Source organism: Micromonospora humida, from assembly GCF_016901255.1.
Taxonomy (GTDB): domain Bacteria; phylum Actinomycetota; class Actinomycetes; order Mycobacteriales; family Micromonosporaceae; genus Micromonospora; species Micromonospora wenchangensis.
This window is the reverse complement of record NZ_JAFEUC010000005.1, coordinates 162,695-181,601: the sequence shown is the minus strand read 5'-3', so window position 1 is coordinate 181,601 and position 18,907 is coordinate 162,695. Positions and strand designations below refer to the sequence as shown.

Here is an 18,907-nt window from a genome sequence, read left to right as displayed (position 1 = left end):
AATATCGCTTGTCCAATGACTTCTGAATTCGGGTAGACAGCGTGAGGGAAAGTGGAATAGTCTCGCCGGAAAGCAGCCTCCGTCGATGCGTCAAAAAATAATTAAGTATTGACTTTAGTTGATCAGGAGAACTGTCAGATGCCAAGCCCTGCCGTGTGGAACGTGGTGCTCGACGCAGCACCGGACGCCGACGTCGTGCTGGCCACCGACTTCCCGGTGACGGGCCGCAACGAAGGCGGGTTCGCCGACCTGACGCCGCACCTGGGCCTGGACTGCGCCCTGTGGCAGACCGTCGCCCCCGTCCGCGTCCCCACCTCCGGTGTCGACCAGGACGAGTACCTCGCCCCCTGGCTGACCGAGGTCACCCGCAGTGGGCGCACCGTCCGGGCAATCCTGGGCTACTGCGCCGGATCGGTCTTCGCCGGCGTCCTGGCCGAGCGGATCGCTGCCCGGCAACCCACCGCGCCGCAGGTGGTGGTCTTCGATCCCGAGCTGGTCGACGTGCCCACCGTCCACCTGCAGTTCGGCCGGGTCGTCGGCAACATGACGGCCGTGCTGACCCCGGCGGAGGTCAGCGAACTGGCCGACGCGGCGCAGCGGCTGGCGGCACGCCCCGGGAGCACACCTGCCGCATTCGCCGCCGAACTGTACGCGGTCTTCGAGCCGGTCGGCTCCACGGCGCTACGCCGCGCCGGCCTCGACGAGGACTACGCCGCCGAGCTGGTGGCACTGGTCGGATCGTTCATGACCTATCTCGGCGTCGCCGCGGGGCTGGATCCCCGTCCCGGCTGGTCCCGTGCCACCGTCATCACCTCGGCGACCCCGACCAGCGGGCTCAACCGGATGCGCGCCACCGCCGGGGCGGCCCCCATCGGGATCGCCGACGAGGTCCGGTTCGCGGTGGAACACCGCGACCTGCTGCGCACCCCGGAGGTCGCCGCGACCGTGGCCGGCCTCCTGGCCGCCGGATCGCGGGCCGGCCGGTGAGGGCCGTAGCCCCGGACCCACCCGTCGGCGCCTCCCGCAAGGAGACCGCCCTCTGGCTGCTCGACGATCTCGTGCCCGGCAGCGGCGCGAACAACCTGTCGTTGGCCTTCCGCGTCGTCGGCCGTCTCGACCCGGCTGCCCTGACGGCCGCGCTGGACCTCCTACCCCGCCGGTACGAGGCGCTGCGCACGGTCTTCCACCGCACCGACGCCGCCCTGACCAGGACGGTCCTGCCCAGCCTCAGGATCACACCGGAGCGGGTCAGCCGGCCCGCCGACGAGCGCGGCACACTGACCGCCTTCGTGGCCCGCCCGTTCCACGCCGACGGCAGCCCGCTCCTGCGCGCCCTGCTGCTGCACGGCCCCGAGGACGACGTCCTGTGCCTTGCCCTGCACCACGCCGTCGCCGACGTGACGTCCACCGCCATCCTGCGGGCACAGCTCGTCGAGTTCTACGAGGCGGTGCTGGCCGGCCGGAACCCCGACCCCGGCGAGGTGCCCGTCTGGCACGAGCCCGCGCCGTCCGAGCAGAGCGAGAAGTTCTGGCGCGACACCATGAGCGGTTTCCGCTCCGCCGGTCTGGAACTGGGGTGCGAGAAGCCGGCACCGTCGACCACCACGCTCCAGGGTGACGAGGTCACCCACACCCTGTCGCCCGAGGCGCACGCGGTCGTCCGCCGGTTGCAACGCGAGCTGCGCGCCCCCGAGTCGGTCGTCCTGCTCACCGCGTACGCGGTGCTGCTGGCCGGGCACGGCGCCGGCCCCGACCTGACCATCGGATCACCGGTCAACGCCCGCAGCCGGGAGGCGGCCGGTGCGGTCGGCTACCACAGCAACCTGCTCACCCTGCGCCTGCTGACCGAACGCACCGTCGGTTTCCGGGAACTCGCCGGTCGTGCCCGCCGGGTCTTCCTGGAGGCGATGGCCCACCTGGACATGCCCGCGGACGAACTGCTCGACGTGGTCGACCGCGACGGTTCCGGCTGGCGCAACGTGCTGTTCCGGCACGTGTTCAACTACGTGCCGTTCGCCGCCGGGCAGCGCCGCTTCACCGTGGCCGGCGCCGCCGCCGAACTGGTCGTGGTCGAGAACGGGTTCAGCCAGTTCGACCTGGAGTTCTTCGTGACCTCCGACCGGGACAGCGCGACCGTGCGCGCGGCGTTCTACACCGGAGTCCTCGACCGTGCGGACGTCGAGCTGATCGTCCGCCGTTACGACGCGCTGCTGGTCGCCGTCGGCGACGACCTCGACGCGCCGATCGGCTCGCTGTCGATCTGGTCGCCGCAGGACCACGCGATCATCGGAGCAGCCAACGCGACCGACCACCCGGTCGAGTTGACGTCGGTGCTCGCCGGATTCGCCGGGCGCGCCGCCGCCGACCCGGCCGCCCCGGCGGTCCGCGACGGCGACCGGCTGGTCAGCTACGGACACCTGTGGTCCGCCGCCGTGCACACCGCCGAGCGGCTGACAGCGGCCGGCGTCCGCCCCGGCGACATCGTCGCGTTGCTCGTGCCCCGGGGCGCGACGCTGGCCGCCGCAGTGTTCGGCACCTGGCTCGCCGGCGCGGCGTACCTCCCCCTGGACCCGCACCACCCGGCGGAACGGATCGCCTACCAGCTCGACGACGCCGGAGCGCGGGTGGTGGTGACCGGAGCGGGGCTCGCCCCGCCCGGCGAGCGGCGGACGGTTGCGGTGCCCGACGTCGGCGCCGCCCCGACGGTCCGGGTCGACACCGACGCCGCCGCCGTGGCGCGACCGGCCGCCCTGGCCTACGTGATCTACACGTCCGGTTCCACGGGCCGGCCGAAGGGCATCCCGATCACCCATCGGAGCCTGGTCAACCACATCACCGACTACGCGGTGCGCTTCGGCGTCGCCGGATCGCAACGGCCGACCGGCTGGCTCAGCACGTACAGCTTCGACACCTCGTCGCTGGAGTTGATGATGCCGCTGCTGCACGGCGGGCACACGGTCGTGCTGCCCGACGAGGCCCGCACCGACGGCAGCCTGCTGGCGGCGGCGGTGCGGACGCACGACATCGGCTTCCTCCAGGCGACCCCGACCACCTGGCGACTGGTCGTCGACCAGATCACCGACCTCGTTTCCGGACGGACGCTGCTCAGTGGGGGCGAGCCGCTGCTGCCAGGGCTGGCAGCCACCCTGACCACGGCAGGTGCCCGGCTGTGGAACGTCTACGGCCCGACCGAGAGCACGATCTGGGCGACCGCCGGCCGGGTACCGGCGGACCCGGGGCCCCGGGTGGACGTCGGGGCACCGGTCGCCAACACCCGCATCTTCATCGCGGGCCCGGACGGGGAGCCGCTGCCGGTCGGTCTGCGCGGCGAGCTGTGCGTCGCCGGGGTCGGCGTCGCCGCCGGCTACCACGGACGCCCCGATCTGACCGCCGAGCGTTTCGGCGTGCATCCCGGGTACGGCCGCTTCTACCGCTCCGGCGACGTGGCGCGCTGGCGGCCCGACGGCCGGATCGACCTGTTCGGCCGGATGGACCGGCAGGTGAAGCTGCGTGGCAACCGGATCGAGTTGGGCGAGATCGAGGGCGTCCTCACCGATCATCCGGACGTCGAGGCGGCCGCCGTGGTCGTCGTCGGGGATCCCGGCGCCGACGGCAGCCTGGCCGCGTTCGTCCGGGTCCCCGGTCGGCCGGAGGCCGTCGACGAGCTCTGGGAGTACGCCCGTGGGCGGTTGCCGCGGTCGGTGGTGCCGCACCGGTTCCTCGCGGTGGAGGCGTTCCCGCGGACCGGCAGCGACAAGGTCGACTACCTGGCGTTGGCGGACCTCGCCGTCCGGGACCCGGCGGGGCCGGGCGGTGCCGCACCGGCCGGGAGCCCCGCCACCGCTGACCGGCTCACCACGACCCTGGTCGCGCTCTTCGCCGAGCTGCTCGGCCGGTCGGACCTGGACGCCGATGCGCACTTCTTCACCAACGGCGGTCACTCGCTGCTCGCCGCCGCGCTGGCGCAGCGGATCAGGGACGAGACCGGTGTCCGGCTCGCCCTGACCGACGTGTTCGAGAACCCGACCCCCGCCGTGCTGGCCGACCGGCTGCGCGGACTCACCTGAGCGACCGGAAGGGGACATCCATGGAGATCCTGAAACTGGCGATCAGCGGCTGGTTCGCCCGCGCGCTGGCGGTCTTCATCCGCCTGGAGATCCCGGACATCCTGGGCGACGGCGCGATGACCGCGGCCGAGCTGGCGCGACGTACCGACACCGATCCGCAGGTGCTCTACCGGCTCCTGCAGATGCTCACGGTGCCGGGCGTGGTCGTGCACACCGGGGACGAGTTCCGGCTCGCTGAGGGGCACGAGATGCTGCGCGCCGACCACCCGTACACCCTGAGGCACTTCGTCATCCTCTCCGCCGAGCTGTACGACGACGCGTTCGCGGGCCTGATGCACACGGTGAAGACCGGCCGCTCCGGCTTCAAGGAGGTCTTCGGGGAGTCCCTGTACGAGTACCTGGAGACCCACCCGGACGACGCCGACCTGTTCGACAGGGGCATGGTCGACCTGGCCGGACCGATCGCGGCGTGCCTGGTCGCCGTACACGACTTCAGCGGGGTCACCTCGATCGTCGACGTCGGTGGCGGCAGCGGCGGCCTGCTGCCCGGGCTGCTCACCGCCAACCCCGTCATGCAGGGCACCGTCGTCGACCGGCCGAGCGTCTGCGCACGCGGCCCGGCGACCCTCGCCCGGGTGACCGACAAGACGGTCATCGACCGGATCACCTTCGCCCCCAGCGACTTCTTCACCGAGGTCCCCGCCGGTGCCGACAGGTACGTGCTCAAGAACGTGCTGCACGACTGGACGTACGACAACTGCGTCCGGATCCTGCGCACCGTGGCGACCGCCCTGGCCGGCAGCCCACCCGGTGCCCGGCTACTGGTCGTGGAGCCGCTGGTGGAGACCGACCTGGACGGCTGGCGTGCGGTGTTCCAGGCGGTCGCCTGCGACGAGGGCACCCTCGGGTTGGACGAGGAGGAACTGCGTCGGGCGCTGACCGAGGCGGGTCTGACCGTCGAGTCGGTCACCCCGCTGCCCACCGGCCACAAGTTGCTCGAGACCTCGCTGCGGCCCGCCTGACCATGCTCACACCGGTCTTCCTCTTCGCGGGCCAGGGCTCCCAGTACCACGGGATGGGCCGGTGGCTCTACGGCGCCGATCCGATCTTCCGGGACGCGCTGGACTCCCTGGACGCGGTCGTGCGTGACGTCCGTGGCGACTCCGTCGTCGCGGGCATCCACAGCGACGGACAGGGCGCGGAGCGGCCGATGACCCGGTTCGCCCTCACCCAACCGGCCATCTTCATGGTGGAGTACGCGCTGGCCAGCATGCTGCGTGCCCACGGGTTCGAGCCGGCGGCGGTCCTCGGCGCCAGCCTGGGTGAGGTGGTCGCCGCCGCCGTCGCCGGCATGGTGGACCCCGCGGACTGCCTGCGCTCGCTGCTCGACCAGGTGGAGCTGTTCGAGGCGGAGTGCCCGCGCGGTGGCATGCTGGCGGTCCTCGCCGACGCCGGGCTCGTGGCGCGCGATCCGGCGCTGGCCGGTGCCTACCTGGCCGCGATCAACGCGCCGGACAACTTCGTCCTGGCCGGCACCGCCGACCGGCTCGACGGCATCGAACGCCACCTGAACGCCTCCGGGGTGCTCTGCCAGCGGCTGCCGGTGCTGTTCCCGTTCCACTCACCGCTGATCGACGGGGTGCGCGACACGTTCACGAAACTGGTGGGCGGGCTCACCCTGCGGCCCGCCACGATTCCGCTGATCTCCGGGACGACCGGCACCGAGGTACGCCGCCCCGACCCGGAGCACTTCTGGCAGGTGCTGCGCGAGCCGTTCAACCTGTCGCGGGCCCTCGAACCGCTGCTGGCGCGCGATGACCTGCTCTTCCTGGATCTGGGTCCGTCCGGGTCGATGGCCAACCTGGTGCGGGCACGACTGCCGGTGGGCAGCCGGTCCCGGGTGCTGCCCCTGCTCTCCCCGTACGCCCGCGACGAGGTGCTGTACCGGGCGGTGCTCGACACCCGTCCCCTGGTCGCCGCACCGGCCCGACGAAGCGAGGTGACCACCGTGACCGACGCGACCCCCGTCGCCGGCCCCGCCGACCCCGGCGACGGCTTCGACGTCTACGTCTTTCCCGGCCAGGGCGCCCAGGCCCGGGGGATGGGCCGCGACGTGTTCGACCGGTTTCCGGACCTGGTCGACCGGGCCGACGCCGTCCTGGGGTACTCGCTGCGGGAGTTGTGCCTCAAGGACCCGGACCGCAACCTGCGCGACACCCGGTACACCCAGCCCGCGCTGTACGTGGTCGAAGCCCTCACCTGGCTGGCCGTCCTGCAGGAGGGCGGTCGCCTGCCCGACTACCTGCTCGGCCACAGCCTCGGCGAGTTCGCCGCCCTGTTCGCCGCGGGCGTCTACGACTTCGAGACCGGGCTGCGCCTGGTCGCCGAACGTGGCCGGCTGATGGGGCAGGTCACGGGCGGCACGATGGCGGCGGTCTCGGCCGTCGACGCCGACCTGGTCCTGGAGGTGCTCCGCGCTCACGAACTGTCCGACGTCGACATCGCCAACTACAACGCGCCGACCCAGACGGTCGTCGCGGGTCCGGCCGACGCGGTCGCCCGTGCGGTGGCGCTGTTCAAGGAGAAGGGCGCCCGCTGTGCCCCGCTCAACGTCAGCGCCCCGTTCCACAGCCGCTACATGACGCCCGCGGCGCAGGAGTTCGGACGCCTGCTGGACGCGACGACCTTCGCCGCCCCGAAGATCCCGGTGATCAGCAACGTCGACGCCCGGCCGTACGGGACCGGCGCGGTGGCCGACACGCTGCGTCGCCAGATCGTGTCGCCGGTGCGCTGGACCGACAGCATCCGGCTGCTCATGGGCCGGGGTGAGTTCCGCGTCCGCGAACTCGGCCCGGGGCAGGTGCTGACCAAGCTCATCGCCCGGATCCGCGAGGAGGCCGACCCGCTGCTACCCGAGCCGGCGCGGACCGTCGCGGTCACCGCGCCGGCCCCGACCGCGCTGCGGCGCGCGGAGCTGGGCTCGGCGGCGTTCCGGCAGGCGTACGGCGTCCGGCACGCCTACGCCGCCGGCGGCATGTACCACGGCGTCAGCTCCGTCGAGCTGGTCTCCCGGCTGGCCCGATCCGGCCTGCTGGGCTACTTCGGGGCGGCCGGACTGCCGGTCCCGGATGTCGCGGCCGCGATCGACGGCATCCGGGCCGCCGCCGGGCGCGGTGCGCCGTTCGGGGTCAACCTCACCTACGATCCGTTCGACCCGGGCGCCGAGGTGGATCTGGTCGGCCTGCTGGTGCGCGAGGACGTCCGCTTCGTCGAGGCGGCCACGTACGTCGAGGTGACCGCCCCGCTGGTGCGCCATCGTCTGACCGGCGCCAGGATCCTGCCGGACGGCGGCGTGCACGCCCCGCGCAGGCTGCTGGCCAAGGTGACCCGTCTGGACACCGCCCGCCTGTTCTTCGCGCCGCCGCCGCCGTCCCTGGTGCGACGGCTGCTGGACGAGGGCCTGCTCACTGCCGAGGAGGCCGCGGCCGGCGAACGGATCGCCCTGGCCGACGACATCTGCGCGGTCGGCGACGGGGCCGACTACACCGACCAGGGCGCACTGACCGCACTGCTGCCCTCGGTGCGCCGCCTGCGCACCCAGCTCGGCGGGGTCGCGTCCGCCGTACGGGTCGGGGGTGGCGGTGGCATCGGCTCCCCGGAGTCGGCCGCGGCGGCGTTCGTGCTCGGTGCCGAGTTCGTCCTCACCGGCTCGATCAACCTGTGTACCGCCGAGAGCGGGCTCGCCGCGTCCACCAAGGATCTGCTGCCGGAGCTGGACGTGCACGACACCGCATACGCTCCCTACGGCGGGCTGTTCGAACTCGGCGGCCGGGCCCGGGTGATGCGCAAGGGCGTGCTCTTCCACGTGCGTGCCGGCAAGCTGTACGACCTCTGGCGCACCTACGACTCCTGGGACGCGGTGCCCGCACCGGTCCGGTCCCGGGTGGAGCGGGACTACTTCGGTGCCGGCTTCGAGGAACTGGCGTCGCGCCTCGCCGCCTCCGGCGGTCCGGCCACCGACCCCAAGCGCCGGATGGCCCTGGTCTTCCGCTGGTACTGCGCCCAGGCACAGCGCTGGGCGATCGAGGGCACCCCCGCCCGGACCGCGGACTACCAGGTGGCCTGCGGGCCCGCGCTGGGCGCATGCAACCACTGGCTGCGCGGCACCCCGCACGCCGACTGGCGCGACCGGCACGTCGACGAGTTGGCCGACCGGCTCATGACCGAAGCCGCCGAGATCGTCGGGTCGGCCGGCATCTAGAGAGTAAGGAGAACGTCGTGTCCGAGACCGTTCGTGTCGTCGAGGGTCTGCCCATGGCACGTGGCACATGCCCCTTCGACCCCGCGCCCGAACTCGCCGAGCTGCGCCGGGAGCAACCGGTGGCCCGGATGGAGTTCCCGGACGGCCATCTCGGCTGGCTGGTCACCGGCTACGACCAGGTCCGCCGGCTCCTGGCCGACAAGGGCATGAGCTCGCGCGGTGACCTGCTGCGCTCGCCCATCCCGCTGCCCATGGCCGGGGACCGGACCGAGGTGGCGCCGGGGATGTTCACGGCGATGGACCCGCCGGACCACACCCGCTTCCGGCGTCGGTTGACCGCCTGGTTCTCGGCCCGACGCACCCGCACCCTGGAACCGCGGCTGGTCGAACACGTCGAGCGGTACCTCGACGACATGATCGGGTCGGGCGGTCCGGCCGATCTGGTCGGCGCGTTCGCCGAGCCGGTGGCCGCGCTGGCGATCTGCGAGCTGCTCGGCGTCCCGGTCGACCAGCGTGAGGTGTTCGTGCGGGGGATCAAGGCGCTGTTCACCGTCCACTCCAGCGCGGCGGAGGCCATCGCCGGCTGGCAGGAGATCGGTGGGCTGTTGGCGGGCCTGGTCCGTGCCAAGCGGGTCGAGCCCGCCGACGATCTGCTCGGCACGCTCGTCACCGACGGCGAGTTCACCGACGAGGAACTGGCGACCGTCGGCAGTGTGCTTCTCGTCGCCGGCTACGACACCAGCAGGAACATGCTCGGGCTGGGCACGTTCGCCCTGCTGGAGCACCCCGGCCAGTACGCGGCTCTGGCTGCCGACCCGGGCCTGGCTGCCAACGCGGTCGAGGAGCTGTTGCGCTATCTGACGATCGTGCACGCCGGGTCGATCCGGGCGGCCGGCACCGACCTGGAGTTCGACGGGCACCGGCTGACCGCCGGCGACGCGGTGTCGCTGTCGCTGGCCGCGGCGAACCGGGATCCGGCGCTCTGCGACGACCCGGACCGCCTCGACATCACCCGGACGCCGGTGCCGCACCTCGCGTTCGGCCACGGCATCCACCAGTGCGTCGGGCAGCAACTGGCGCGGCTCGAACTGCGCGTCGCATTCGAGTCGCTGGCCCGGCGGTTGCCGGGGCTGCGCCTGGCGGTACCTGCGGACCAGGTCCGCACCAGTCCGGAGATGATCATCTACGGCGTGCACGAGCTGCCGGTGACATGGTGAACGGAGACCACCCGATGTACCGAGAGATGCTCAAGTCAAAGATCCACCGCGCCACGGTGACGCAGTCGGACCTGCACTACGTCGGCTCGCTCACGCTCGACTCCACCCTGATGGCTGCCGCGAACCTGCTGCCCGGCGAGAAGGTCGACGTCGTGGACGTCGACAACGGCGCCCGGCTCAGCACCTACGTCATCGAAGGGCCCACCGACAGCGGCGTGGTCGGCATCAACGGCGCCGCCGCCCGGCTGATCAGCCCCGGTGACCTGGTCATCATCATCTCGTACGCGGCGATGGCCGACGAGCAGGCCCGCTCGTACCGGCCGACGGTGGTCTTCGTCGACGGTGCCAACCGCCCCCGGAACATCGGGTCCGATCCGGCCGAGGTGCCTGCCGGCGTCGACGACCTGATGCGTGGCGACACCGTCAATGCGTGAGCGCACCGATCCGGCGAACTCGGAGACCGCGATGAACCGACCCGACGTGATGACCTCGTTCACCACCGGTCTCGCCGACATCAACCTCGACGAGACCGACGGCCGGCGGGCGGGGGCCCAGGCCGCCGCCATGAAGTCGGCCAGCTCCTCGATCTACGACATGGCGGCCACCCTCTCGGGTCGGGGCGAGCTGTGGAACTGGGGCATGTGCGATCCCGACCTGGCCGCCGAGATCGAGGCCCGGCTGCCCGGGTTCGCCGAGTTCGGCACGGACGGCTTCAGCGAACAGCTCTACTACCTGGCCCTGCGTGACCTCCCGGGCGGCCTGGACGGGTGCGCCGGGCAGACGCTCCTGGAGGTCGGCTGCGGGGCGGGGGAGGGGCTCAACTTCCTGTCCCGGCTCGTTCCCGACACCCGGATGACCGGCCTGGACCTGTCACCGAGGGCGGTCGCCCGGGCCAACGCGACCCTGGCGCGCGGCGACAGCCTGCGCTTCGTCCAGGGTGACGCCGAGGATCTGCCGTTCGAGGACTCCTCGGTGGACCTCCTGATCAACATCGAGAGCTCCCACACGTACCCCGACCTCGATCGGTTCCTGCGCGAGGTCGCGCGGGTGCTGCGTCCGGGCGGGGCCCTGTCGCACATCGACGTGTTCACCCGCCAGCGGCTGCAGACGATGCGGCGTATCACCGCGGAACTTCCCCAGCTGACGTGGGCCACCGATCACGACGTCTCCGCTGCGGTCCGGGCCGCGGTCCGCCGACGGATGACCCCGGGCAGCCGCTTCCGCCGGACGCTGGACCGCCAGCGGATGAACCCGTTGGTGCGGACGATCGCCACGCACAGCCAGATCCTGATGTTCGGCGGCATGTTCGCAGGCTACCGGCCACCCGCGTCGATCAGGGCGCTCAGCCGGTTGGGCGTCGTGCCGTGGATGAGCGGCCTGCCCATGGAGAGCTACCGGCACCAGGTCGCCGTGCGGGTGTGAGGGGGAAGACGTGACCAGCCACCTGTTCGCCGTCGCCGCAGCGACCGAGGACGACCTGCTCGCCGCGATCCGCGGACATGCCGACCGGATCCGCGGCGGCCGGAACCTGCCCCCGCTGGACCGGTACTGCCACGACGCGGCGACCGGGACAGCCGGCCTGCCGCACCGGGCCACGCTCGTCGCCGACTCGTACGACAGCCTCGCGGCCGGCCTGGCCGAGCTGACGGCCGCAGGGGCGGACCGCCCGGCGGCGCAGCCGCTGCGGCGAGGGTCGGGCCCGGTGTTCGTCTTCGCCGGACAGGGCGCGCAGTGGGACGGGATGGGCCTGGAGTTGCTGGCCACCGAGCCGGTCTTCCGCGCGGCGCTAATGCGCTGCGAGGAGCGGGTGCGTACGCTGGCCGGCTTCTCGGTGACCGAGCAGTTGCGGGCCGACCCGGCGACGTCCCGGCTCGGCGAGATCGACGTGCTGCAACCGACGATGGTGTCGTTGCAGGTCGCCCTCGTCGCCCTGTGGCGCAGCTGGCACGTGGAACCGGCCGCGGTGGTCGGCCACAGCATGGGCGAGATCTCCGCAGGGTACGCAGCCGGCGCGCTCACCCTCGACGACGCCCTGCTGATCGCCTGCCGCCGCAGCTCCCTGCTGCGCCGGATCACCGGTCGGGGTGCCCTGGCCACCACGGAACTGTCGCCGGAGGCCGCGCACGCGCTGGCCGACGCCAGCGGGGGGCGCATCTGCGTCGCCGGGGAGAACAGCCCCCGCTCGACGGTGCTGGCCGGGGACACCGGGTCCCTGACCGCGCTGATCGAGGACCTCGACCGGCGTGACGTCTACTGCCGGATGGTGCGGGGCACGGTCGCCTCGCACAGCCACTACGTCGACGAACTCCGCGACGACCTGGCCGCCGCGCTGCGCCCGCTGCGTCCGGTGGCGTCACGGGTGCCGGTGTACTCGACGGTGACGGGCGCACCCGTGCCCGGCACCGCGCTCGGACCGGCGTACTGGATGCGGAACCTGCGGGAGCCGGTCCGGTTCGCTGCGACCGTCACCCGGCTGGCCGAGGACGGTCACGACGTCTTCGTCGAGATCAGCACCCACCCGGTGCTGATCAGCAGCCTGAGGCAGACGCTGGAGAGCGCGGGGCGGACGGCCGAACTGCTGCCCTCCGGCCGCCGGCGGGCCGAGCGCAGGGCCGTGCTGTCGTCGCTCGGCACGCTCTACGCGTGCGGCCACGACGTGCACTGGCCGGCACTCGCCCCGCCGGCACCGGGACTCACCGCCTACCAGGACGCGGTCCTGGACGCGGTCCGGCTTCCCCGGCCCGCGCCGGCGCGGGCAGGTTCACGATGACGGCCGGACCCGACGGGGGACACCAGCCGGTGGGTGCCCGAGCCGTGGTACGGGACAGAACCCGACGACCAGAGGCCCGGATGTCGCAGGCGCGGGGGCCCTCAGGACATCCCCAGCCGCCGCGGTCGCCGGGGCAGCAGGAAGAGCAGACAGATCACCGCAGCCAGTCCGGCGGACGCCCAGTAGAGGGCTTCGCTGAACGTCGCGATGAACGTCCGGGTCTTGATGTCGGCCAGGGTGCTCCCGATCGCGGCCTGCTGACCGGGATCGCCCCCGGCCAGCGTGCGGCAGCTCTGCGGTACGGCGGTGATGTCGGCCTGACCGAGCGCCTCGGTGGCGCAGGTGCGGATGGCCGTCTGCTGCGAGGCGACGGCCGGGACGTCCGGAAGCACCCGGTCCGCCTGCGTCCCCGCGTTGGTGGCGAGAGCCGAGAAGAAGATGCCGCCGATGATCGCCACACCGAGGGCGGCACCGAGCTGACCGGCAGCGTTGATCAGACCGGACGCCGACCCGGCCTCCCGTGGCTCGACCTCGGTCAGGATCATGCCGGTCAGCGGGGCGAGCAACATGCCCATTCCGGAACCGAGCAGCAGCATGGGAACGACGGCGTGCCACGAGGTGATCGTCTCGCCGGCCAGTTGGGCGATCCGCGCGTACAGCAGGAGCCCGACCAGCATCAGCAGCGCCCCGGCGAACAGGCAGTTGCGGCCGTAGCGGGGGAACAGCTTGCGGACGGCGAGGTTGCCGGCGATCGGGACGCCCAGCGAGAACGGAATGGCCGTGAGGCCGGTGTGCAGCGCCGACCAGCCGAGGCCACCCTGAAGGTAGAGCGTCCAGCTGAGGAAGAACCCGGCCGGGATGCAGCTGAACAGCAGTTGGGTGCCGACGCCGGCACCGAAGGTCCGGATCTTGAACAGCGAGAGGGCCACCAGCGGCGATCCGTCCTTGGCGGTCTTGTAGCGCTCGTAGAGCACGAACACCGCGAGGACGGGCGCGGAGGCGACCAGCGAGACGATGCTCCAGACGGGCCAGCCGAGCTCACGACCGCGCAGCAGCGGCAGCAGCAACAGCAGCAGGCCGGCGGTCACCAGCACCATGCCGACGAGGTCCAGCCGGTTGGCGCGCGGCGACCGCGACTCACGCATCCACATCCAGCCGGCGACCAGGGCGGCCGCGCCGATCGGAAGGTTGACCACGAAGATGGTGCGCCAGCCCAGGTCGGCCGGGTTCCACGAGATGAGCAGCCCACCCAGCAGCGGCCCGGCGACGATGGCCAGGCCGATCATGCTGGCGTACAGGCTGACGACCCGGCCGATCTCCTGCGGTGGGAAGGTGACGTGGATGATCGCCAGGACCTGGGGGACCATGACCGCGGCGGCGATGCCCTGCAGCACCCGGGCACCGACCAGGACCTCGGAGGTGGGGGCGAAGGCGCACAGGGCGGAGGCCAGGACGAAGCCGGCGACCCCGGTCAGGAACATCCGCTTGCGGCCGAAGATGTCGCCGAGCCGCCCTCCGGTGATCAGGACGACGGCGAAGCACAGCGTGTAGCCGACTGTCAGGGCCTGTACGGCGGCCGCCGAAGCGCCGAGATCCTCCTGGATGCTCGGGATCGCCACGGTGACGATGTTGACGTCGAGCAGGTCCATGAAGGTCGCGACGAGCAGGACCATCAGCGCCAGCCAACGGTGGGGATGTGGGCCGTCGGCGGCTGCGACGGGAGATCCGATGGCCCCTGCGGGCGCCGGCTCCACTTCCTGACTCATGAGATGTGCTCCAGTTCTTGCGGTTCGTCGCCGGTAGCGGACACCGGCGATGGTTTAGGGGGCGGTCGGGTTCGCCTCGGACGTGCCGTCCGCCTCGGACGTGCCGGTACGGGCGAGCGCGGTCCACGACCGCATCAGCAGCTCCACGACGTCCATGACGTCTCCGGCCGGGCTGTCGCCGGCCAGCAGTACGCGCTGGATGGACAGCCCGTCGTCCAACGCGTGCACGATCAGCGCCAACAGCTCCACCGGCGCGGGTGGCGTGACCGACCGGGCGGCGAAGCCCCGCGCGAGCGCCTGGGCCATGGCTTCGTGGGACCGTCGTTCGCGGTCGGCCATCAGGGACATCACCTGCGGATCGCGCCTCGCGTAGAGCCACAGTTCGGTGCGCAGCGCCAGCCAGCTCGCGAAGTTCTTGTCCCGTTCCCGGTGCCAGCCACGCAGGTGCTCGATCGTCTCCTCGAACGACCCGGCCTTGCTGCTCAGCGCCTGCACCTCCTGCAGTTCGCGTTCGGTGCGCTGTTCCAACAGGGCCAGGACCAACTGTTGCTTGCCGTCGAAGTTGCCGTAGAAGGCACCCCGGGTGTACCCGGCGCGTTCGACGATCTGCTCGACCGAGGTGCCGTTGACACCGAACTCGGCGAACAGCTCGGCTGCCGCCTGCAGCAGCTCCTGGCGGGTGATTTCCCGGCTCTGCTGGCGGGTGAGTCGCTTGCTGATGATCAACCTCCTCGTGAGACTCAGATACGGTATCGTATTCTGATACAGTGTTGTATCCGAATGCCGCATAACCCACCCCGGGGCGTGTCGCAGCGAACGTCGGCGGCGCACCGACACTCGGGTCAACGTCGTGAGCAATCGAATGGGGATGCTGGTGACCGGAGCATTCGACTGGACGGACGTCGAGTTCGACCTGTCCAACGTGAACTTCGTAACCGACCGGGACGCCGGGGAGCGCTGGCTGAGCGCGCCCCGGCCGGTGTGTCCGGGCCGGTTCTCCGACGGTAACGAGGTCTACGTCGTCACCCGCTACGACGCGGTCCGTAGCCTCTTCACCGATCGTCGGGTCAGCAACCATCCCCCGGAGGGCGTCCACCTCGACAGCATGCGCCGCCGGGGGGTGCCCGAGGAGCTACTCAAGTACTTCGATTCCACGATCATGACGATGGTGCCGGAGGACCACCGGCGGGTGCGGTCGCTGATCGACCGGGCCTTCTCGGCGCGGCGGGTCAGGACCCTGCGCCCCCGGATCGAGCGGCTGGTCGACGACCTGCTCGACCAGATGGATGCCACCGGGGAGGTCGACCTCGTCGCCGAGTACGCCCATCCGATCTCCACGACGATCATCTGTGAGCTGCTCGGTGTCGACGACGAATACCGCGACAGGTGGCTGCGGTGGACCGAGGCGTTCACCACCTTCGTCCGGCCCGACCCGGTGATGCTGCCGCCCGCGCTGCGCGGCATGGTCGACACGGTCATCAGGTTGATCGGCGCGCGGCGGGCCCAACCCGGCGACGACCTGATCTCCGATCTGGTCAAGGCGAGCGACGAGACCGAGAAGCTCGACGAGGTCGAACTGGTCGCTCTGGTGCTGGTGCTGGTGCAGGCCGGCCTCGACACCGTCCGGCACTCGATCTCGCTGAGCCTGTTCCACCTGCTGGTCCATCCCGATCAGCTCGAACTGGTCAGGTCGCAGCCGGAGAACACCGTCCAGGCGGTGCGGGAGTTGATGCGCTACGCCGGCCCGATCAAGATGGCCCTGCCACGCTTCGCCGTGGAGCCGATCGAGGTCGACGGGGTGACCATCCCCGAGGGCGGCCAGATCCAGCTCGTGGTGGGCGCCGCCAACAACGACCCGCAGCGGTTCACCGATCCACGCACCCTGGACGTCACCCGGGTCGACAATCCGCAGCTCAGCTTCGCTGCCGGCGACCACTTCTGCCCGGGGGCGTCGTTGGCCACCGCGGAGACCGAGATCGCGCTCAACAAGCTGTTCGCGCGCTTTCCCGGTGTCCGCCTGACCGGCGACCCCGACGAGGTGGGACCGCGATTCCTCAAGGCCGTGGCACACCTGCCCGTACGGCTCGTGTGATCACCGTTCTCCAAGACCGACAACGATCAGTAGGATGAAAAGTGTTACCCACAGTAGTAGCAACGCAGTATCTGACCGCCCTGCGTGAGGGTGGATCCCTGCCCGGGGTGGTGGAGGCGGACAACGACGGCGTGTACGTCGTCAAGTTCCGTGGCGCGGGCCAGGGCAGCGCCGCCCTGGTCGCCGAGATCGTCGTCGGTGAACTCGGCCGCCGGCTCGGCATCCGCGTCCCCGAGCTCGTCACCATCGACATCGACCCGGAGATGGCGCGCCGCGATCCCGATCAGGAGATCCAGGAACTTCTGCGGGCCAGCGCCGGGGTGAACCTGGGCATGGACTTCCTACCCGGCTCGGTCGGTTTCGACGGTGTCGGCTGGCAGCCCCCGGCCGAGGAGGCGGCCAGGATCTACTGGCTGGACGCACTCACCGCCAACGTGGACCGCACCTGGTCCAACCCCAACCTGATCATCTGGCACCGCCAGCTCTGGGCCATCGACCACGGAGCCGCGCTGCTGTTCCACCACTCCTGGCCGACCGTCGCCACCTGGGCCGAGCGCCGCTACGACCTGTCCCAGCACGTGCTGGCCGACCTGGTCGCCTCGTTGGGTCCCGCGACGCTGGCCAAGCTGGACGCCGAGCTGGCCGAGGCGGTGACCGAGGACCTGCTGACCGAGGTCGTCGCGATGGTCCCGGACAGCTTCCTGTTGGGCATGAACTCCGTTCCCGAGGACGCGGACCCGCCCGAGCTGCGACAGCGCTACGTCGACTACCTCCTCGCCCGGCGTACCCGCGTGGGTGCCTGGTGGCCGGGGGTCGATGCATGACCGCCAAGGCGTCCATCCTCAGCTTCGACTACGCGCTGTTGCGCGCCGTGCCCCGTGTCGACCGCGGTGAGCAGGTCAACGTCGGAGCGTTGCTCTACTGTCCCGGCGCGGACTTCCTCGGTGCCGCCATTCATGTCGACGCCGACCGGCTACGGATGCTGGATCCGGACATCGACGTCGACATGGTCGCTGCGGCCCTCGACGCCATCCGTGCGATCTGCGCCGGTGATCCCGCCGCCGGTCGGGCGGGAGCCGGCACCCGGGGGGCGCGGTTCGGCTGGCTGACCGCGCCGCGCAGCACGGTGATCCAGACCAGTGCCGTCCACGGCGGGCTCACCACCGACCCGGCGGCCGAACTCAAGCGCCTGATGGGACGGCTCGTGCACTGAACGGCGAGGCAGCGGGCCGCAGCCACCTCCTTTCCTCAGTCGCGTTACCCGAGGAGCACCGATGGAAGACATCATCAGCGCCGTTCTCGACCCGGACACCCGACCGGAGGACTTCGCGGCCCTGCCCGTGCCGGAGCACTACCGTGCGGTCACCCTGCACGCCGACGAGGTCGAGATGTTCGCAGGGGTCGCCGCCGAGGCCCGGGAGCCGCGCCGGGCCGTGCACCTCGACGACGTGGCGGTCCCCGAGGTCGGGCCCGGCGAGGCGTTGGTGGCGGTCATGGCCAGCTCGATCAACTACAACACCGTGTGGTCGTCGTTGTTCGATCCGATGCCCAGTTTCACCTTCCTGGCCCGGTACGGCCGACGCTCACCGCTGGCCCGCCGCCATGACCTGCCCTACCACGTGATCGGTTCCGACCTGTCCGGAGTGGTGCTGCGTACCGGGCCAGGGGTCTACGCCTGGAAGCCCGGCGACGAGGTCGTGGCGCACTGTCTGTCGGCCGAGCTGGAGGCACCCGAGGGACACAACGACACCATGCTCGACCCGGATCAGCGGATCTGGGGCTACGAGACCAACTTCGGGGGTCTCGCCCAGTTGGCACTGGTCAAGGCGAACCAGTTGATGCCCAAGCCGGCGCACCTGACATGGGAGGAGGCGGGGACTCCCGGTCTGGTCGCCTCGACGGCGTACCGGCAGTTGGTCTCCCGCAACGGCGCCCAGATGAAGCAGGGTGACAATGTGCTCATCTGGGGTGCCTCCGGCGGGGTGGGCGCGTTCGCCACCCAGCTCGCGTTGGCCGGAGGGGCGAAGCCGATCTGTGTGGTGTCCAGCCCGACCAAGGCCGCCATCTGCCGGGCGATGGGTGCCGACGCGGTGATCGACCGCACCGACGAGGCCTTCACGTTCTGGAAGGACGAGTACACCCAGGACCCCGGGGAGTGGAAACGGTTCGGACGGCGGATCCGGGAACTGACCGGCGGGGAGGATCCCGACATCGTGTTCGAGCATCCCGGGCGGGACACCTTCGGTGCCTCGGTGTACGTGACCCGCAAGGGAGGCACCATCGTGACCTGCGCTTCCACCTCCGGCTACCGCCACGAGTACGACAACCGTTACCTGTGGATGTCGCTCAAGCGGATCGTCGGATCGCACTTCGCCAACTACCGCGAGGCGTGGGAGGTCAACCGTCTCATCGCCAAGGGTCGGATCCACCCCACGCTGTCCAAGACGTACGCCCTGGCAGACGCCGGACAGGCGGTCGACGACGTGTACCGCAACCGGCACCTCGGCAAGGTCGGCGTGCTGGCGCTGGCACCGCACGAGGGTCTCGGCGTCCGCGACACGGCGATGCGCGAGCAGCATCTCGACGCGATCAACCGGTTCCGGCGGGCTGACCGACCGACCACCAGCCCCCGCTGACCCGGCCGTCAGCGAGGCGACGCCGGTCAGCCGACCGCCCACAGGCACCCGCGTGCCGCGCCGACCTGCGGGTGCGACAGCGACGTCATGCCCTCATC

Annotated in this window: 14 protein-coding genes; 12 read left to right on the top strand and 2 right to left on the bottom strand. The window is 71.3% G+C overall.

Annotated elements, in window-relative coordinates; genetic code table 11:
• Window positions 1-138 precede the first annotated feature (138 nt).
• The 8 genes from JQX11_RS12620 to JQX11_RS12585 are packed head-to-tail and all read left to right on the top strand — an operon-like array spanning window position 139 to window position 12,315.
• Entirely contained in the window at window positions 139-987 is an 849-nt protein-coding gene (locus JQX11_RS12620; protein ID WP_204925166.1) for a hypothetical protein, read from the top strand.
• Window positions 984-4,067 carry a non-ribosomal peptide synthetase gene (locus JQX11_RS12615; protein ID WP_204925165.1) on the top strand — a complete coding sequence of 1,028 codons (3,084 nt, stop codon included), beginning with the start codon at window positions 984-986 and terminating at the stop codon, window positions 4,065-4,067. The genes JQX11_RS12620 and JQX11_RS12615 overlap by 4 nt, the downstream gene beginning before the upstream one ends.
• Window positions 4,068-4,087: 20 nt before the next feature.
• On the top strand, window positions 4,088-5,089 hold the full coding sequence (locus JQX11_RS12610) for a methyltransferase (protein WP_204925164.1): 1,002 nt from the start codon (window positions 4,088-4,090) through the stop codon (window positions 5,087-5,089).
• 2 nt (window positions 5,090-5,091) lie between these two features.
• Window positions 5,092-8,328, top strand: a complete 3,237-nt coding sequence (gene fabD, locus JQX11_RS12605; protein WP_204925163.1) for an ACP S-malonyltransferase — start codon at window positions 5,092-5,094, stop codon at window positions 8,326-8,328.
• 53 nt (window positions 8,329-8,381) lie between these two features.
• A complete protein-coding gene (locus JQX11_RS12600; RefSeq protein WP_204925162.1) occupies window positions 8,382-9,545 on the top strand; it encodes a cytochrome P450 in 1,164 nt (387 codons plus the stop codon).
• Window positions 9,546-9,559: 14 nt separating this feature from the next.
• Window positions 9,560-9,979 (top strand): aspartate 1-decarboxylase, encoded by a 420-nt coding sequence (gene panD, locus JQX11_RS12595; protein WP_204925161.1) that lies wholly within the window; start codon window positions 9,560-9,562, stop codon window positions 9,977-9,979.
• Window positions 9,980-10,010: 31 nt separating this feature from the next.
• A complete protein-coding gene (locus tag JQX11_RS12590) occupies window positions 10,011-10,967 on the top strand; it encodes a class I SAM-dependent methyltransferase (protein WP_204925160.1) in 957 nt (318 codons plus the stop codon).
• Between the two features lie 10 nt (window positions 10,968-10,977).
• Window positions 10,978-12,315: an acyltransferase domain-containing protein gene (locus JQX11_RS12585; protein ID WP_204925159.1), complete on the top strand. Its 1,338-nt coding sequence runs from the start codon at window positions 10,978-10,980 to the stop codon at window positions 12,313-12,315.
• Between the two features lie 101 nt (window positions 12,316-12,416).
• Here JQX11_RS12585 and JQX11_RS12580 read toward each other — a convergent pair whose 3' ends face one another.
• Both JQX11_RS12580 and JQX11_RS12575 read right to left on the bottom strand, forming a co-directional pair.
• The gene (locus JQX11_RS12580; protein WP_269756847.1) at window positions 12,417-13,988 is read right to left on the bottom strand and encodes an MFS transporter; all 1,572 of its coding nucleotides are present in this window, start codon (window positions 13,986-13,988) and stop codon (window positions 12,417-12,419) included.
• Between the two features lie 147 nt (window positions 13,989-14,135).
• Window positions 14,136-14,807, bottom strand: coding sequence for a TetR/AcrR family transcriptional regulator (locus JQX11_RS12575; protein ID WP_204925157.1), 672 nt, complete (start codon window positions 14,805-14,807; stop codon window positions 14,136-14,138).
• 124 nt (window positions 14,808-14,931) lie between these two features.
• Here JQX11_RS12575 and JQX11_RS33380 point away from each other — a divergent pair, with 124 nt between their 5' ends.
• The 4 genes from JQX11_RS33380 (at window position 14,932) to ccrA (ending at window position 18,809) form a co-directional block, all read left to right on the top strand.
• The gene (locus tag JQX11_RS33380) at window positions 14,932-16,173 is read left to right on the top strand and encodes a cytochrome P450 family protein (protein WP_204925156.1); all 1,242 of its coding nucleotides are present in this window, start codon (window positions 14,932-14,934) and stop codon (window positions 16,171-16,173) included.
• A gap of 41 nt (window positions 16,174-16,214) precedes the next feature.
• Window positions 16,215-16,997, top strand: a complete 783-nt coding sequence (locus tag JQX11_RS12565; protein WP_204925155.1) for a HipA family kinase — start codon at window positions 16,215-16,217, stop codon at window positions 16,995-16,997.
• Window positions 16,994-17,386 carry a DUF3037 domain-containing protein gene (locus JQX11_RS12560; RefSeq protein ID WP_204925154.1) on the top strand — a complete coding sequence of 131 codons (393 nt, stop codon included), beginning with the start codon at window positions 16,994-16,996 and terminating at the stop codon, window positions 17,384-17,386. The genes JQX11_RS12565 and JQX11_RS12560 overlap by 4 nt, the downstream gene beginning before the upstream one ends.
• Window positions 17,387-17,447: 61 nt before the next feature.
• Window positions 17,448-18,809 carry a crotonyl-CoA carboxylase/reductase gene (gene ccrA, locus JQX11_RS12555; RefSeq protein WP_204925153.1) on the top strand — a complete coding sequence of 454 codons (1,362 nt, stop codon included), beginning with the start codon at window positions 17,448-17,450 and terminating at the stop codon, window positions 18,807-18,809.
• The last annotated feature ends 98 nt before the right edge of the window (window positions 18,810-18,907 follow it).

What these genes read in the sequence shown, in the direction of transcription:
- JQX11_RS12580 (WP_269756847.1), bottom strand. Translation starts at nt 13,988, where the DNA reads ATGGTCCTGCTCGTCGCGACCTTCATGGACCTGCTCGACGTCAACATC.
- JQX11_RS12560 (WP_204925154.1), top strand. Translation starts at nt 16,994, where the DNA reads ATGACCGCCAAGGCGTCCATCCTCAGCTTCGACTACGCGCTGTTGCGC.
- JQX11_RS12620 (WP_204925166.1), top strand. Translation starts at nt 139, where the DNA reads ATGCCAAGCCCTGCCGTGTGGAACGTGGTGCTCGACGCAGCACCGGAC.
- JQX11_RS12590 (WP_204925160.1), top strand. Translation starts at nt 10,011, where the DNA reads ATGAACCGACCCGACGTGATGACCTCGTTCACCACCGGTCTCGCCGAC.
- JQX11_RS12610 (WP_204925164.1), top strand. Translation starts at nt 4,088, where the DNA reads ATGGAGATCCTGAAACTGGCGATCAGCGGCTGGTTCGCCCGCGCGCTG.
- JQX11_RS12600 (WP_204925162.1), top strand. Translation starts at nt 8,382, where the DNA reads ATGGCACGTGGCACATGCCCCTTCGACCCCGCGCCCGAACTCGCCGAG.
- panD (WP_204925161.1), top strand. Translation starts at nt 9,560, where the DNA reads ATGTACCGAGAGATGCTCAAGTCAAAGATCCACCGCGCCACGGTGACG.
- ccrA (WP_204925153.1), top strand. Translation starts at nt 17,448, where the DNA reads ATGGAAGACATCATCAGCGCCGTTCTCGACCCGGACACCCGACCGGAG.
- fabD (WP_204925163.1), top strand. Translation starts at nt 5,092, where the DNA reads ATGCTCACACCGGTCTTCCTCTTCGCGGGCCAGGGCTCCCAGTACCAC.